The 16,629-nt window shown below is 32.9% G+C and carries 13 protein-coding genes and 2 pseudogenes; 10 read left to right on the top strand and 5 right to left on the bottom strand.

Going from position 1 to position 16,629, the window contains the following annotated elements:
* The first annotated feature begins 359 nt into the window (after nt 1-359).
* From DN392_RS14535 to DN392_RS14510, 6 genes are read left to right on the top strand one after another with little or no spacing between them, the layout of a single operon-like run.
* On the top strand, nt 360-875 hold the full coding sequence (locus DN392_RS14535; protein WP_063226052.1) for a DUF2975 domain-containing protein: 516 nt from the start codon (nt 360-362) through the stop codon (nt 873-875).
* Nucleotides 876-886: 11 nt separating this feature from the next.
* Nucleotides 887-1,123, top strand: a complete 237-nt coding sequence (locus tag DN392_RS14530; RefSeq protein WP_063226053.1) for a helix-turn-helix domain-containing protein — start codon at nt 887-889, stop codon at nt 1,121-1,123.
* The gene (locus DN392_RS14525) at nt 1,120-1,335 is read left to right on the top strand and encodes a DUF3955 domain-containing protein (protein WP_063226054.1); all 216 of its coding nucleotides are present in this window, start codon (nt 1,120-1,122) and stop codon (nt 1,333-1,335) included. Before DN392_RS14530 ends, DN392_RS14525 begins: the two co-directional genes overlap by 4 nt.
* A 54-nt stretch (nt 1,336-1,389) precedes the next feature.
* On the top strand, nt 1,390-2,295 hold the full coding sequence (locus tag DN392_RS14520) for an ABC transporter ATP-binding protein (protein WP_149238068.1): 906 nt from the start codon (nt 1,390-1,392) through the stop codon (nt 2,293-2,295).
* A complete protein-coding gene (locus tag DN392_RS14515) occupies nt 2,295-3,071 on the top strand; it encodes an ABC transporter permease (protein ID WP_063226056.1) in 777 nt (258 codons plus the stop codon). The genes DN392_RS14520 and DN392_RS14515 overlap by 1 nt, the downstream gene beginning before the upstream one ends.
* A gap of 42 nt (nt 3,072-3,113) precedes the next feature.
* Nucleotides 3,114-3,908, top strand: coding sequence for a DUF817 domain-containing protein (locus DN392_RS14510; protein WP_063226057.1), 795 nt, complete (start codon nt 3,114-3,116; stop codon nt 3,906-3,908).
* 540 nt (nt 3,909-4,448) lie between these two features.
* On the opposite strand, the gene DN392_RS14505 is transcribed toward DN392_RS14510, so the two are convergent.
* Nucleotides 4,449-5,609 (bottom strand): tyrosine-type recombinase/integrase, encoded by a 1,161-nt coding sequence (locus DN392_RS14505; RefSeq protein ID WP_063226058.1) that lies wholly within the window; start codon nt 5,607-5,609, stop codon nt 4,449-4,451.
* 358 nt (nt 5,610-5,967) lie between these two features.
* On the opposite strand from DN392_RS14505, the gene DN392_RS14500 reads away from it, so the two are divergent.
* Entirely contained in the window at nt 5,968-6,951 is a 984-nt protein-coding gene (locus DN392_RS14500) for a DNA-binding protein (RefSeq protein WP_149238067.1), read from the top strand.
* Between the two features lie 276 nt (nt 6,952-7,227).
* Here DN392_RS14500 and DN392_RS14495 read toward each other — a convergent pair.
* Nucleotides 7,228-7,921 (bottom strand): annotated as a pseudogene (locus DN392_RS14495) (IS6 family transposase).
* A gap of 217 nt (nt 7,922-8,138) precedes the next feature.
* Here DN392_RS14495 and DN392_RS14490 point away from each other — a divergent pair.
* Together DN392_RS14490 and DN392_RS14485 are read left to right on the top strand one after the other, a co-directional pair.
* A complete protein-coding gene (locus tag DN392_RS14490; RefSeq protein ID WP_149238066.1) occupies nt 8,139-9,812 on the top strand; it encodes a M4 family metallopeptidase in 1,674 nt (557 codons plus the stop codon).
* A 417-nt stretch (nt 9,813-10,229) separates the two neighbouring features.
* Nucleotides 10,230-10,941: pseudogene (locus DN392_RS14485) on the top strand (IS6 family transposase).
* A gap of 1,302 nt (nt 10,942-12,243) precedes the next feature.
* On the opposite strand, the gene DN392_RS14470 reads toward DN392_RS14485, so the two are convergent.
* Nucleotides 12,244-12,450 (bottom strand): hypothetical protein, encoded by a 207-nt coding sequence (locus DN392_RS14470; protein ID WP_002130290.1) that lies wholly within the window; start codon nt 12,448-12,450, stop codon nt 12,244-12,246.
* A gap of 270 nt (nt 12,451-12,720) precedes the next feature.
* Nucleotides 12,721-12,864, bottom strand: a complete 144-nt coding sequence (locus DN392_RS30400; RefSeq protein WP_179955925.1) for a hypothetical protein — start codon at nt 12,862-12,864, stop codon at nt 12,721-12,723.
* Between the two features lie 111 nt (nt 12,865-12,975).
* Here DN392_RS30400 and DN392_RS14460 point away from each other — a divergent pair, with 111 nt between their 5' ends.
* The gene (locus DN392_RS14460; protein WP_098413089.1) at nt 12,976-15,438 is read left to right on the top strand and encodes a PAS domain S-box protein; all 2,463 of its coding nucleotides are present in this window, start codon (nt 12,976-12,978) and stop codon (nt 15,436-15,438) included.
* A gap of 223 nt (nt 15,439-15,661) precedes the next feature.
* Here DN392_RS14460 and DN392_RS14455 read toward each other — a convergent pair.
* A partial coding sequence (locus DN392_RS14455; protein WP_149238065.1) for a Cna B-type domain-containing protein occupies nt 15,662-16,629 on the bottom strand: 968 nt, incomplete at its 5' end.

Raw genomic sequence — 16,629 nt, 5'->3', positions numbered from 1 at the left:
CCGTCTTTTCTTATGTTTACTACCGAGAAGTGTTGTTATGTTAATTAACACCACTTCTTGTTTTATAATGTGAAGTTTGTAATGAAATAACCAAATTCATAACCTGTTTTTACTACTCCGGCTCCTAATATTACATATAGAGAACATTTAATAAAAGGGTTCTCCTTTAAGAAGTTTTTAAGATTATTCATGCCAAATTATTTTTATTAGCTTGATAGCGATGGGGTACTGCCCATTAATGTGGAACAAAGATAAAATGCCGAAACGATATTTTTATATCGTAAAACAATAAATTTTTATTGACCAAAATATGTTTCTTGATTTATTATATTGATAGCTAGCTAAGAGGGGGGTTTTCTTTGAAACAGAAAGAATTATCAGTATGGTTAAAATTAATAATTGTTTTTTGCGGGATTTTTGGTTTGTTGTTCTGCATTTATATTGGTCCTGAAATAGGAAGGGACATTTTAAAGAATTCAGAAAATCTGAAATCATTATATAAGCCCTTTATTATCTTTATCTGGACTACCAAGATTCCGTTTTTTATTGTATTCATTTGGATGACTGGAATTCCATTCTTTATTGCATTAGTTTTTGGGTGGCAAATATGTTCCGATATTGGTTACGATCAAGCCTTTACCATTAAAAATGCCGATAGATTAAGAAGAATAAGTATTTTATCAATGATTGAAAGTGTTCTATACGTTTTTGCGTTACTATATCTTTTGATATCTGGAGACTACAATACAAATGTTTTAATGGTACTGTTACCAATTCTATTTTTCGCTGTTGTTATTGCGATATTTACTTCCATGCTTTCTTATTTAGTTAGAAACGCTAGTGAGATAAAACAAGATAATGATCTAACGATTTGAGGTGCCGAGATATGACTATCATAGTAAACCTTGATGTAATGTTAGCGAAAAGAAAAATGAGTGTTACAGAACTCTCTAAAAGATTAGGTATTACAATGGCAAACGTTTCAATATTGAAAAACAGAAAAGTAAAAGCGATTAAATTTTCAACGCTAGATAAAATATGTGAAATTTTAGAATGTCAACCGGGTGATATTTTAGAGTATAAAAAAAATAACTCTGTTAATGGAGGAGAGAATGTATCATGAAAAAAATATATGTATTAGCTTTTATATCAATATTACTAGGAGCCATTTGCATGGTTAGTTATTTAGTGATGGGTTCAAGCGTAGAACCAAACGGAACATTAACGGAACCTTTCTTTCTAATTCCATTAAGTATTCTTTTTGTTTTTAGTGGTATTACTGCATTATTGTTGGTGGCTATCATTTCAGTAATAAAAAAAGTGAAAAATAATTGAATTTGATTATGTCTATTTAATAGAGAAATCGGAATTCGTTAGAAGGAGGAAAAAATGAATAGCGTAGTAGTAAAATTAGAAAATGTCCATAAAAAAATTGGTGGAAATGAAATTATTCGAGGTCTTTCATTTGAAGTAAAAGAAGGCGAAGTATATGGATTTCTTGGACCGAATGGTAGTGGAAAAACGACAACGATTCGAATGATGACCGGTCTCATTAAGATGACAGAAGGTGATATTATCATTTGCGGTCATAGTATTCATACAAATCGCGAAAAAGCTTTAGAGCAAATTGGAGCAATTGTGGAGAATCCTGAACTATATGAGTATATGACAGGTATGCAAAATTTAAAGCATTTTGCTAATATGGCAGTTAAACCAATTAGCAAAGAACGTATTGCTGAAATTGTAAAGCTTGTAGATTTAGAGAAAGCGATTGATAAAAAGGTAAAAACATATTCACTTGGGATGAAGCAACGTCTTGGTATTGCACAAGCGCTCTTGCATAATCCGAAGATTTTAATTTTAGATGAACCGACGAATGGATTAGACCCAGCAGGCATTCGTCAAATTCGGGATTATTTACGACGTTTAGCGAAAGAAGAAGGTATCGCAGTAATCGTCTCCAGTCACTTATTGAGTGAAATTAAACTCATGTGTGACCGTGTTGTTATTATAAAAGATGGGCAATTTGTACAAGCGTATAATTTACATGAAAAGCAAAAAAATGAAGACACGGTCAAAGTTACTTTTGGAGTTGATGCGGCAAATGAAGCAAATAAGATTATAAAAGGAAAAGTAGTGAATCAGAATGTAGTCCTTACATCTGTAAAGAAAGAAGATATCCCACAAATTGTAAAGAAACTCATTTATGCTGATGTACTGGTTTATGGTGTAACAATACAAAACAAAACATTAGAAGATGAATTCTTAGCGATTACAGAGGGAGGAAAATCATAATGTTTAAATTAGTTGAAAATGAGATGCTAAAACTACATGCAAGAAAAAACATCTATATGTTTATAGGATTCTTAGTTTTTTTAGAAATTGTATCAGTATTCGCTATCCGTTCATGGCTCCCAATGAAAGAGCGATTTGCAAGTTATCTATCGTTTACAAACATGACATTTGAAATGGTTACTAGTCTGGTTACAATTTTTAGTATAGCACTTGCAACTCGAATAATTTCAGAGGAGTTCCAGAAAGGAACCATTAAACAGTTGCTTATTCGTCCAAGGAAACGAATCACCATACTGTTTTCGAAATATCTAACAACTATACTTACTGTGATTTTTGTTTGTTTGATCTCTTTGGTGGTTTCAATGCTAATTGGGTTTGTATTCTTTGGTGGAGAAAAAGAAGATTTAACGATTAGAATGCTACTAAAAATAGTTACTTATAAAACCTTACCAATATTATTTTATACAACATTTGCCTTTTTCCTAGCAAATATTTTTAGAAAATCTGTATTACCATTAATTATTACGCTATTTATCTTCTTCTCCCAAGGGTTAATAAATACTATATTGTTTAAGACGTTTAAAGAAGTAGCACAATTTTCCGTATTCTCTCATTTGAATTTAGAAATGTATGATAGTAATGTACTTATTAGTGGTGGAACTAAGTCACTATTTACAGATTTCAATTTTACAACATCATTAATTTTTGTAATCATACACTTTGCAGTATTACTGATTGTATCAAGTACATTATTCCAAAAACGTGATGTACTTTAAGTCAACATAGAACAGAACGTTACTCAGTTAGAAGGTGAAAACATGAAATATATACTAGATCTTTTTTATTTCGGTTATTATCAAGCCTTATCTTGCATTTTTCCAGTGGTTATTTTTGTAACACTTGCTGCTTCAAAGATAATTGTAATTCCTGGATTGCATCGCTACGATTTTATTCTACTTATTTGTCTCATTACGCAATATCTCATGTTCAAAAATAATTTAGAGACAAAAGACGAATTAAAAGTAATCAGTGTATTCCATGTTATCGGATTTCTATTAGAAGTATATAAGGTTCATGTCGGTTCATGGTCATATCCAGAAGAAGCGTGGACGAAAGTTTTTGGAGTACCACTATATAGCGGTTTTATGTATGCAAGTGTTGCGAGTTATATTTGCCAAGCATGGCATCGATTTCATTTAAGAATGAATAACTGGCCAAAATATATATGGACAATACCACTTGGAGTGATGATCTATTTAAACTTTTTCACACATCATTTTATTTTAGATTTCCGTTGGATTTTGACGATCCTTTTATTTATTGTCTTTGCTCAAACTTATGTACAATTCACAGTGCGAAACAACACATATAAAATGCCACTTCCTTTTTCATTTTTCCTAATTGGCTTCTTTATATGGATTGCAGAAAATATTGCTACTTTTTTCGGAGCATGGCAATATCCGAATCAACAAGACTCTTGGAGTCTTGTACATGTCGGTAAAATTAGTTCTTGGTTCTTGCTTGTTGTTATCAGCATAATGATTGTCGCTCAACTTAAAGAAATTTGTTACAAAGATTCCACAATATCTAAAGAAGTAGGAGTTCTAAAATAAATGAAAAGCTTTTTTAATGAACTTAAAATATCTAATGAGACCATTTTATTTGAATGTAAAATGGTCTTTTTTCAGTAAAATTGACCCTATCCGAAATGTTAGCCGTCCCCCTCCTAGCGTAGAAAAATCAGGTATTCATTTTCCGAAAAATGTCTTAACGTGGGTTTTAAGTCATTTGGTTGGCGGGACCCCGTCTATGAAATATGATTTTTAATTTCCCTTCATTTTAACACCGCTTTTCTCACTTAAAATAATCCGAAAGGATAGGCGTGTAATTTTTACACATTAAGTATGTATGAATTGGATATCATGCTATGACCCTCTTATTTTCTAATTTTAAATTTTACATATATTAGCAAAGCTCTACAAGTCCCCCTATAGGAATGATATATTTTTAGGGAATCTTGGCGAAGAACTAATGAATCCTTTTAAGAATAAACATAAATAAACAGCCTAGTAATTAATTTTAGTTATGTAAAAAATACATAACTAAAATTAATATTATTGTATCCATGTAATAATAATTATAAAGCGTTAAAATTAAAATTCATCTTCCAAAATTAGATTCCCGGCATCATTATCTTTCGTCAATCTTTGCTTCAGATAATTTTCTTTCGTAGTCCGATCATTTTTATGACCGACTGCAGCTGCGATCACATGAGGTGGTAATCCTTTGTAATCATACAAGTACTGTACATAAAAATGTCTAAAGAAGTGGGGAGTAATTCGGATGTTCTCTGTAAAGGGTAACTGAGTATCCTTAATGATTTTAGAAATATATTGTGACAAGTAATTCTCTCTATAAGCTGTATGGTTCTTAGTTTGAAATACCGTTCCACCATTTGTATTCCCAATGTCTATAGGTAATCTTCTTCGAATTCGAAACGCGGCAATTCGATTAAAAATCTCCTTATTAATAGAAACAATCCGTTCATTATCTCCCTTTGTATCAACCGTTAAATAGTATCGTCCTCGTATAGCGTCATACTCAAGATCTTCCCACTTTGCATGGGCCACCTCTGCAACACGTAACCCTGTAGTAGCAAGGACTGATAATAAAGCATAGTTAATTTCATTATCCTTGTAGTAGTTTAGCAGCTGCTTCACTTCCTCATATGATAACTCACGCTTTGGTTTATGTTGTTTATTCACCGCCGTGCTTAGAATCTCTACATGAAGAGGCTCCTGGATATATTGGATTTCGTATAGCCATTTCAAATAAGAACGGATTACACCGAGCTTCCGACTAATCGTAGATGCCTTGTAATTTTCTTTTGATTGATAGGAGATTGCGTCCTGGGATAACCATTTTTGATAGTTACGGATATGGCGCTTTCTTAGATTCCTCCAGACTTGGCCAACTTTATAGTCTTTTACATCTTGCTGCAAAAACTCTGTACTTTGCTTAATAAAGAAGTAAAACTGGCTTAGATCACGTGCATACAAAGTCCTAGATTCATCTTTGATACGTTTTTCTTGGTCGAAATGAGTTTGTCGATTCAAATAGTAGTACATTATCTCTTCGTCAGAAAATCCTTCGTATGTATAAGTATCTTCTCTTTCATTATTTTCCTTTTTAAATTCAGCTTCATCTATATAATCACGATTCCATACTGCAATTATGTTAGCGAAATCTTGTTTTTGTTTTTCTATATTTTCTAAAGAAGTTTCACTATGAATTGTATTCAATTCAAATTTCATTATTCTTCAACTCCTTATTAATTACCTTTGTATCTATTATTATAACTTAAGTTTATTCAAAATTATTTAGAAAGTAAAATTAAACTTTATAAAAATGAAAGTGTAAAACAACCGTAGAAAATCTCCCATTTTCTATGGTTATTATCTATTTCTTTTAAAAAATTATCTTTTATATAATTTCTAATTATATAAAAGATAATTTAATTAGAAAGTGAATTTTAATTTCATATATTTTTAAAAATAAATTAAGTTATGATTGTGTTATAATTAATTTACATTATATTTTTTATCAATTTAACTTTACATAATAAAATTATTGATTTCACATAACAGAAGTTTACACATAGGAGGAAAAGGTATGTTTGAAAGACAGGAAATAAATATGAATACGAATGAAGTAAAAGCTTATTTAGGAATTAGTAGCTTCATTTTTAGTACTCTTATGAAACAAGGACAATTAAATCCCATTAATCGAGAGACCTGGCGTTTAGATGGTAGCTTTTTATTTAAGCGAGAAGACATCGAAAAGCTCAAAGAAGATCGTGAAACAGAAGGAATTACCTTATATCAGGCAGCTAAAGATTATAATGTGAGCATGTATCAACTTGAAAAGTGGATAGAAGAAGGAGAATTGACTTGTACTATACAGAAACATCGTAATCGTGAGACTAAATTTGTAAATGAGGAAGAAATACACGGATTGGTACAGCAATTGGATCAGGCCAATACGCTGTATACATTCTCACAAAAATATAATGTAGTATTGTTCCAAAAATTTATAGAAGGTAATAAATTAGCACGCATTATATCCATTCCGAAGCGCGGGGATATTGTGCTTATTGATGAGTTTGGAAACAATATGACACTAGAAGATTCAATTAAAATGGGGTATAAGCCTGCATATATTTTATCCGATAAACCAAGAAGTCATCACCAAAAGTTTGTAAAGTTTCGTTTTCCTAAATCAAATCAATTGCGAAGTAACATTTTTCACTTAATTGACTTAGTACTACAGTATGCATCACCAAGAAATATTAAGGTTTCTGAGGAAGATGGTTTTTGGTACTTTGATGTACGTCAATCCATTATTCAATTACCAATGCAAATGCAGGTAGAATGGATTGATTGTTTAACTCCATATATAATAGAAGGAAAATTAACAAGACGTGTTAATAATAGCGTGTATTTAGATAGCAGTAGTGTTACTAAGGCAGTAACGATAACAAGCAGTGAATACCATGCAATCACAAACATTGTAAAAGAAACGAACAGTTCTATTGAAGAATTTATTGCATCCGCTATTCGTGAAAAGATTTATGATTATCAAACGTCAGACAACTAAATTATAAAAATAAAGAAAAGACGCTTTAAAGGGGTCACCATACATGCCCATCAACTTAAGAACGGAGACAAAATGAACTTTCGTTCATATGAACTAAAAACCTCTTAAAATGTTTTTTGTCCTTAAAAATGAGCATGCCAAATAAGCCTAAGTAGGTATCATTTTCAAAAATTATACAGCTTTCTTTTGTTTTTCAAATCGATTATACTCATAGAGGTTCTGGTGCAAAAAGATGATAAATAAAAAAGAATCAAGGATTCCTAACGGAATCACCTGTTAAGCAGTTAATCCAAACAGCTGGTTAATAAAAATATTCTGATTTTGGACAGACTGGTCCTGCAAATCAATTTGTTCTTTTTTGACCATATGCATGGCTTCAACACCACTCAATATAGAGGCTGATGTTTTGTATGATTTAAATCCCAACATAGAGCGTATACGTTTTTTAATAAAACGATGATCTTGTTCTACTATGTTATTTTAATATTTTATCCTTCGGATTTGGGTGCCTATTGGTATCCTTTTTTCTTTCTTCAACTGTTCGATAGCGATTGGATAGGCCGGGTTTTTGTCTACTGTCATCACACCGAGCTTTGAAACATGAAAAGACTGCAAAGCTTTCTTGAAAAAACGCTTTGCAGCCCTATGATCTCTTGTTTTGCTTAAATGAAAATCAATTGTATTTCCTTCAGAATCAACGGCACGATATAAATACATCCATTGTCCTTTTACTTTTATATATGTTTCGTCCACTCTCCATGAGTTATTCGTTTGTTTGAGATGACGTCGAATTCGTTTATCAAACTCCGGCCCATATTGATATACCCATCGCATAATAGGTGTATGAGCCAGGAATAACCCTCGTTCCTCCATCATTTCCACCAAATCACGAAAGCTTAAGTTGTACCGTAGGTACCAACGTACGGTTAACAAGATGATGTTTCCCCTTAAATAAATTCTCCTTTTCCATACTGATCACACACCTTTTATAGAGTAGTACTATCAGTACTTCCAAGTTTGATAGACCATTTTCATATACTTCAAAGTTTTTGCACCAGAACCCAAAATATTATAATTTTTAAAAATTATGCAATTTTACATTAATAATAACAAAATAATATTTTTTCTGTATAATTCCTTAATAAGATACATCTTTATTATACGTAGTATTGAGAGGAGAAATAAAAATGAAGAAATCCGTCGTTACATTACTAGCAACCGGAATGGTTTTAGGTGCTCCATTTTCAACTGCCTTTGCAGCAGAACAAGTATCGCAGCAAGAAGCTTTGGACAAAATGGAAGTCGTTCAAAAAAAGTGGAATGATGAACAAGGAAATCCATCTTTCCTTTCAGGAGAATTATCTGATAAAAAAGTAGATTCAGAAAAGGCAGTAAAATCGTTCCTTGAAGAAAATAAAGAATTATTTAAAATCAACCCACAAACTGACTTAACACTGAAAGAAGTAAATTCAGATGATTTAGGAATGAAACATTATGTGTACATTCAATCTATTAATAAAGTTCCAGTTGATGGTGCACGTTTCATTATTCATACAGATCGTGATGGCAAAGTAACAACGGTAAACGGAGACGTGCATCCCGCTGCCGCTGAACGTTTGAAAGGAAATACAAAGGCTAAGATTTCAAATGAGACTGCCCTTTCAAATGCATGGAAACATATTAATCTAGCAAAAAAAGATACATTTGTAGAAACAAATGGGACTCCGTTAGAACAAATGAAAGAAACCGCAAAATCTACAAATGAAAAAGCAGATTTAGTTGTTTATGAAAAAGACGGAAATTATTACTTAACTTATAAAGTACAATTACAATTCATTAAACCTTATGGGGCAAACTGGAAAATCTATGTAAACGCAGAAGATGGAACAATTGTAAATTCATATAATGCAGTTACAGATGCAGATACTCCGCAAAAAGGCTACGGCAACGGCGTATTTGGGGATCGAAAAAGCCTGAATACAACTTATAGCAGTCAATATGGAAAATACTATTTAAAAGACACAACAAAGCCGATGAACGGTGGCGTTATTGAGACAACTACAACTAATCACGGCACTGATTGGCAAAATCCAAGTAATTCCTATTTATTCGATACAGATAATGCTTGGATAGATAAGAGCCAAGCTCCTGCAGTTGATGCTCATTTTAATGCAGGAAAAGTATATGATTATTATAAAAATGTTCATAACCGTAACAGTTTTGATGGAAAAGGTGCAACGATTCGTTCTGGAATTAATTTCGGAACCAACTACAATAATGCATTCTGGAATGGACAACAAATGGTATATGGTGATGGCGATGGTGTTCAATTCGCACCGCTGTCAGGTTCTCTTGATGTTGTTGCACACGAACTAACACATGCGGTAACTGATAAGTCAGCTGAGCTTGAATACCTAAATCAATCCGGGGCACTAAATGAATCTTTTTCTGATGTATTTGGATATTTCGTTGATCCAGCCAACTGGGATTTAGGAGAAGCTGTAACTACGCCAAAAGTTGCAGGAGATGCACTTCGCAGCTTATCAAATCCTGAAAAGTATGGCCAACCTGCTCATATGAATGACTATCAATATTTACCACCAACAGAAGAAGGAGATAATGGCGGCGTACATATCAATAGCGGTATTCCAAATAAAGCTGCTTATTTAATAATCAATGCTATTGGTAAGGAAAAAGCAGAAAAAATCTACTACCGTGCTTTAACAACGTACCTTACGCCAACAAGTGATTTCAGCAAGGCACGTGCTGCTTTATTACAATCTGTTGCTGATTACGATGGCGTTAATAGCGCGACATATCAAGCTGTGCAAAAAGCTTGGAATGACGTAGGAGTAAAATAATAGTTTCATTGATAGAAAAGTGTAAAAGGACACGCTTATAACGCCCCCAAAACAAAAAAACGAATTGAATTCACATAAATAACTGTGGGAAAATTAAAAATTTTGTTTAGGGGGTACTTCAAGACCTTAGCTTGATGGGCTGTGTTGTGATCCCTAATATGTAAAATTGCATAGAATTACTAGTCCAGATTAGCATATAATGTAATAGAACTGCTCAGATTTTTTTCTTTAATCGTTAGATTCGAACCTAACGTCCTATCACATTTACAAAATGTGTAAACCTAGAAACTGTGGAAAGGCATCCGGAAGGATGTCTTTTTCTTTGGTTCTGGTGCAAAAAACTTAGAAGTATATGAAAATTGTCTATTAAACTTGGACGTACTGATAGTACTACTCTATAAAAGGTGTGTGATCAGTATGGAAAAGGAAAATATATTTAAATGGAAGCATTATCAGCCGGAACTAATTTTATTAACGGTAAGGTGGTGCCTACGGTACAATTTGAGCTTCCGTAACCTGGTTGGTGGAAATGATGGAGGAAAGAGGCTTATCCATAGCTCACACTACAATTATGCGATGGGTTCATCAATATGGACCTCAATTAGAAGAGAAAATACGGCATCATCTTAAATCAACAAACGATTCATGGAGAGTCGATGAATCCTTTATTAAAGTGAAAAGGCGATGGATGTATTTATATCGTGCCGTTGATTCAGAAGGGAATACCCTTGATTTTCATCTAATTAAATCAAGGGAAAAACAAGCAGCCAAGCGCTTTTTCAAGAAAGCCTTGGCTTTTTTGTACATTTCTAAACCTCGTGTGATAACAGTAGAGAAAAACCCTGCCTATCCTGTAGCGATTCAAGCGTTGAAAGAAGAGAAGCATATGCCCAAAGGCATAAAGATAAGGCAAGTCAGATATCTCAATAATATAGTGGAACAAGATCATCGTTTTATTAAGAAACGTGTGCGTCATATGTTAGGGTTTAAGTCATTTAAAACTGCAACTTCTATATTGAGTGGTGTTGAAGCCATGCATATGATAAAAAAGGGACAGATTGATTTACGGAGCCAGTCTGTCCAAAATCAAAAAGAGTTCATCCACCAAGTGTTTGGACTTATAGCATAAAATACAATTCCACTAAAGATATATGTGCTATATGCTCTTTTATTTTATCTTTGTACCAGAACCAAAAAACGTTAGGCTTACGCCTACTGACGGAAAACGATAAAGGTCCCTATATTTTTATATTCAGAAAGGATAAGATTTTACGGGCTTTCTATATGAGTTTATAATCATATAGTTTACATAACCTATATTATACGCAGTTGTGTTTATGAAAAATATTATGTCTCAAAATCAAAAGTACTGTTATGTTATTGAGATGGAAAATCAATAGATATTGTGTTAGATTATTTGGTTATATAGTTAATCAGTCTTTTTTTAGTTAGTTGAAGAATTCTTGTAATTTACTTTATCATAGTTTTACTTTAACCACGCAAAGTTTCACTATAAAAGAAACTGTTCCATGCAGGTGCTGGAATATTTGTATCTCAAAACAAAAAGTATTCTAGGTTTTTGAGATGGAAACGATTTTAGTGTATTAGCAAAATCATTTTCACCCTTATTTTATGTTTTTTTAAACTGTTTCTCTTCCTTTTTTTAAGGTATCTACAAGAACTTAAACCAAGCTATATTGTTGTAACAATATAGCTTGGTTTGGAATATATAGTTAACTACTCGGAAGCTATCAATTCAGTTTTATAGATCTTAATCGGACATCTCCAGCCTACTTCTTTTAATTTCAAAACAAATGGATGCCATTTACTTAATGTACTATACCATTCTCCTCTTTTTTTCCCTCATTATAACGAAACTGAGCGGTACTTGCTCCTTTTATCAAATAAACAAATTCAATAGCTTCTTCACATTTCTCGTGTGCATAAATAAAGTGTTCATCGTTTTCAAATCCATTTTCTCATACTAGTTTTAATGAGTGAGAAAATTCCCTTGTATCAATGAAAGAATTGCACCAATTACGTAATGAATTCTACGTTTTCATACTGTTTTTAGGAAAACGTTCTGGATACAATTCGTGTAGCATACATAAGAAATGGATTATTGCTCCAGTATTCATATACAGGCATGGTTATTCTATGTTGTTTCATCCACTCCATATCATATACTCGTAACAATTCTTCATTTGTTAATTTTTCTTTTTCTTTTTCTTCGATGGTCCAGCGTAGAGCTTCTAAAGCTGTTTTCTCTGTCCAAAAATTAGAAGGTGTGTATTTTAACTCCCATTTTTTAAAATATGATCATTTTCTGACCAATCTTGTCGAGGTAGATATACTAATTCTGTAATTGTTCGCTTTCCATCAAGCTCTAGCAATAGAAAGCCTTGCTGATTGCAAGACTCCTCTCCTTATTTCATCCAATTGTATATCGACTATCCTCTGAAACCAGTAAACTTGTATGATCAATTTTGACAACACATTTCCCTAACCTCCGCTTTACTTCCGATTGTAATTTCTTGTTTGCTTCTTCTAAAGAATGTGCTGGAATAATTGCTGATTGTAAGTCTGTTACCTTGCCATCATACATCACAGAAAAATCAATTTCATATCGATGTATCATGATTTCCCCACTTCCTTTCCAATAGTACGCTTACAACTCATCCTTACATGCTTTTTGTTTTCGTATATTTTTACAATTACATTATGTTTCTTCACAATCCTCACTAACCCTGCCAAAATAACCTTTAAAAATTTCAATACTTAATAAAATATATGCAACAACCTTAAAAAAATCATTCTCAAACCCTTTTTTTCGAAATTCCATTTAAACCACTTAAAATCCCGAATAACAAACATAATCTCATTCGATACCAAATATATTAACGATTCATTAAAAATCGATTACAAACAAATCTGGAATTTCATTTTCTCTGGAATGGAAACTTTTTGTGCTGAAAATTATATAAATATTGTTATCCAAAACACCCAATTGATAATCCTGGTAAAAAGGAGCTAAATTTTTATCACTACTCATATCTCTCCTCCAAAACAGTCTTATTCTTTAGAATAATAAGTCTAATTATGATGCAATTTGTAGGATTTTTATACTCTTTGTCGAATACATGTAAAAAGGGGGGAATATGGCATGCTGTTCACAGGATTCTTCATTAATCTATCTATTTTTTCTTTCCTAGCTAGTTCAGCTATTTTTATTCAAGTATTTATAAGGAAAATGGATTATAAATTTATCCATTTAGTTTGGGGCACATATGCAGGTATCATAGCTGCTATTTTGATGATTTTTAATTTTAAGCACATGGGATTGTTTTATGATTTGCGAGCCGTTCCTCTTATTATTTCGTTTATTTATTTTGGTCGTACAGCTGGCTGGATTACGTTAATGTTTATTTTATTTATGCGTATTTTCTACCTTGGTGGTGATTGGGGACCAGCTTTGATAGCTGCTTTAGGAATTGCTACTATATATACTATATTCAAAACATATCTCAAAAATACCCATCGCTTTAAAAGCGTCTTTCTTTATCTAGCTGTTTATCTAGCCATAATTCATTGGGTATTTGGATTCTTTTTTCCTTCTATCTCGCTTATACTTCTTGACATCCAAGGTACATTATTTATATCTTGTGGACTCTTAATTGGTGTTTTTCTTATGGAATCCTATCAAAATTTATATAGCTTAACACAAGACCTAGCTAAAGCGAATGAAACTTTACTAGAATCAAAGCAAGTATTAAGGGATACCGTACATGAATTGCAAGGAGGTATTTTTAAATTTAAAAAAGAAAATGGGGATTTTATCCACACTTTATGTGATGGGCAGTTATTTTATCACCATGGGTTTCACTCCGAACAAGTGGTAGGAAAAAGTTTACTGACCATAGATTCTTCCATTGTTCCATTTCATTTACTTCCTCGACTACTAAAATATTATCAAGAGGCATGGGATGGTGAAGAAGTCAATTTCGAACTGCCATGGCCAACTGATGAGACTATTATCCTTTTCTCTCTTAGGCCTGTTATACGAGAAGGAACAGTTATTGAGGTAGTTGGTTCTACGGTTGATATAACGAAAAGAAAAAATGCGGAAGATGAACTAAAGGTGACGAAAGAACGTCTGGAATCATTTGTAAATCATAACGTAGATGCTATCACTATATTTGATTTAGATGGACATATGATACAAGCGAATAAAGCTTATGAGAAGATATTTGGTTGGTCAGAAAAAGAAAGCTTGGGAAAAAAATTACCTTGCGTACCTGATTTTTTAATGAATCAAACCTTAGAAACTATCAAAAACATTAAAAATATTAATACAAAAGACCTTGTTATAAATAGAGTAGAAACAGTTAGACAACGAAAAGACAACACGCTCATTGATGTAAGCTTGACAATTTCACCCATTTTAGATTTAAGGGGCAATGTAATTGCTTTATCAGGAATTTGTAGAGACATTTCTGAAAGGAAACAAGCAGAAAGAGAGCTGCATCGATTACATCAACAATTAAGAGACAGTGAAATGAAATACCGTGCATTAATCGAACAAGCAACTGACGCAGTATATGTAGTAGAGATGGATGAGGATCATGTTCCAACTCGATTTATTGAAGTAAATCCTGTTGGGTGTAAAAGATTTGGATATAGTAGAGAAGAGCTTCTCTCGATACCATTTCCCGATACTGTACCGCAAGATTCTCCAATGATCATACGGTTGCTAAAAAAAATTAGAGAGGGACAGACTTTTTTCACTTTGCAAGATGAATTTGTTTTTCCGACAGGACAAACAATTACAACTGAGTTTAGTGTACGTATTTTTAACTTGAATGGAAAAAACGTTTTCCTAAGTATCTCTCGTGATATCACTGAACGGTTAAAAACAGAAGAATTATTACGAAAATCGGAGAAACTTGCTGTAGTAGGTCAATTATCCACTGCAATTGCTCATGAAATTAAAAATCCTTTAACAGCAATGAAAGGATTCATGCAGTTATTAAAATCAATGGAAAATAAGAACACTGAGCATTATATAGATATAGTGTTAGCAGAGGTTGAACGTATAGATAGTATTACTAATGAATTTATGACATTAGCAAAACCTGAAGCATTAGAAATTAAAACTAATGACCTGAATGTATTAATGAAGCAAATTGTAATGTTACTTGAACCTCAAGCGATAATGAATTGCATACAAATTACAACTGAGTTTACATCTGATACTTCATTCATACTTTGTGAAGGAAATCAATTAAAGCAAGCTTTTATAAATGTCTTAAAAAATGCGATTGAAGCAACACCAATGGGAGGGGAAATCTTGATTCAAATCGAATATGCACCTGATAAAAAACAGGTAAACATTCAATTTACCGATTACGGGTGTGGAATTGAAAAAGAACGTTTACCTTATCTAGGGGAACCATTTTATAGTATCAAAGAAAATGGTATCGGTTTAGGATTAATGATTTGTTATAAAATTATTGAAAAGCACCAAGGAAAGATACTTATTGAAAGTGAAGTAGGAAAAGGAACAACAGTTAATATAAACCTTCCTATATCTACTCTCGAGAAAGAAAACTCTTATTCATCTTTTTAGGTACATCCTAGAACCATGAAGTATTAGTTTACAAACCAGTAGTTTTCTGTGAAAAAAACGGTAATTTCATTCCAAACCTAAAAGTTAGACTAAAGTCTTTCATACACTTTCCCATATCGCAAAACCTGTTATAACAAAAGAGTTTAAAATAAGAAAAGGCCGCAAAGCGTTTTACACAAAGCGCTTTACGGCCTTTTGATTTTTTATAGCATAACCAGTCTTTTTATCTCATTCGTTGACGAACAAATACGAATCCACCTAAAGCCATCAACAACATTCCTACAATATATGAAATCATCTCCATTGATGTTCCACCTGTTTTAGGAAGCCATACTGATGTCTTATTATTTTCTTTAGTAGGTGGAACTTTTGAATCTGTGCTTGGATCTTTTGGGTCTGTGCTCGGGTCTTTTGGATCTACGCTTGGATCTTTTGGATCTACGCTTGGATCTTTTGGATCTACGCTCGGATCTTTTGGATCTATGCTCGGATCTTTTGGATCTTCTTTGATTTTTGTATTCGTAATATCATAACCTTTTACTTCGGATTTATATCCATCCACTGGTTGTTCTTTTACTTCATACTTGTACGCATTGCCTTCGGCATCGTATGCCGCTAAGTCTTTGAATCCATATTTCCAACTTGTTGCTTCACTTACTTCTTGCGTCGCAACTACTTGGCCATTTTGTAGTAAGTCTACTTTAATTGTTGCCGGACGATTTGTTGCGTTTCCGTCCTTCCACGTTTTCGTTCCTTCTACTGTTGTTTGCGCTACTTTTGTATTTGTAATGTCATAACCTTTTACTTCGGATTTATATCCATCCACTGGTTGTTCTTTCACTTCATACTTGTACGCATTGCCTTCGGCATCATATGCCGCTAAGTCTTTGAATCCATATTTCCAACCTGTTGCTTCACTTACTTCTTGCGTCGCAACTACTTTACCGTTTTGTAGTAAGTCTACTTTGATTGTTGCCGGACGATTTGTTGCGTTTCCGTCCTTCCACGTTTTTGTTCCTTCTACTGTTGTTTGCGCTACTTTTGTATTTGTAATGTCATAACCTTTTACTTCGGATTTATATCCATCCACTGGTTGTTCTTTCACTTCATACTTGTACGCATTGCCTTCGGCATCATATGCCGCTAAGTCTTTGAATCCATATTTCCAACCTGTTGCTTCACTTACTTCTT

It is taken from the genome of Bacillus sp. BB51/4, assembly GCF_008368845.1.
Classification (GTDB): domain Bacteria; phylum Bacillota; class Bacilli; order Bacillales; family Bacillaceae_G; genus Bacillus_A; species Bacillus_A wiedmannii.
Note: the sequence above shows the minus strand (reverse complement) of the source record. Positions and strands in the feature narration are given on the sequence as shown.

Bases quoted from the DNA above. Each gene is read 5' to 3' on its own strand.
- DN392_RS14530 (WP_063226053.1), top strand. From the start codon at position 887: ATGACTATCATAGTAAACCTTGATGTAATGTTAGCGAAAAGAAAAATG.
- DN392_RS14525 (WP_063226054.1), top strand. From the start codon at position 1,120: ATGAAAAAAATATATGTATTAGCTTTTATATCAATATTACTAGGAGCC.
- DN392_RS14520 (WP_149238068.1), top strand. From the start codon at position 1,390: ATGAATAGCGTAGTAGTAAAATTAGAAAATGTCCATAAAAAAATTGGT.
- DN392_RS14515 (WP_063226056.1), top strand. From the start codon at position 2,295: ATGTTTAAATTAGTTGAAAATGAGATGCTAAAACTACATGCAAGAAAA.
- DN392_RS14510 (WP_063226057.1), top strand. From the start codon at position 3,114: ATGAAATATATACTAGATCTTTTTTATTTCGGTTATTATCAAGCCTTA.
- DN392_RS14505 (WP_063226058.1), bottom strand. From the start codon at position 5,609: ATGAAATTTGAATTGAATACAATTCATAGTGAAACTTCTTTAGAAAAT.
- DN392_RS14500 (WP_149238067.1), top strand. From the start codon at position 5,968: ATGTTTGAAAGACAGGAAATAAATATGAATACGAATGAAGTAAAAGCT.
- DN392_RS14490 (WP_149238066.1), top strand. From the start codon at position 8,139: ATGAAGAAATCCGTCGTTACATTACTAGCAACCGGAATGGTTTTAGGT.
- DN392_RS14470 (WP_002130290.1), bottom strand. From the start codon at position 12,450: ATGATACATCGATATGAAATTGATTTTTCTGTGATGTATGATGGCAAG.
- DN392_RS30400 (WP_179955925.1), bottom strand. From the start codon at position 12,864: ATGAGTAGTGATAAAAATTTAGCTCCTTTTTACCAGGATTATCAATTG.
- DN392_RS14460 (WP_098413089.1), top strand. From the start codon at position 12,976: ATGCTGTTCACAGGATTCTTCATTAATCTATCTATTTTTTCTTTCCTA.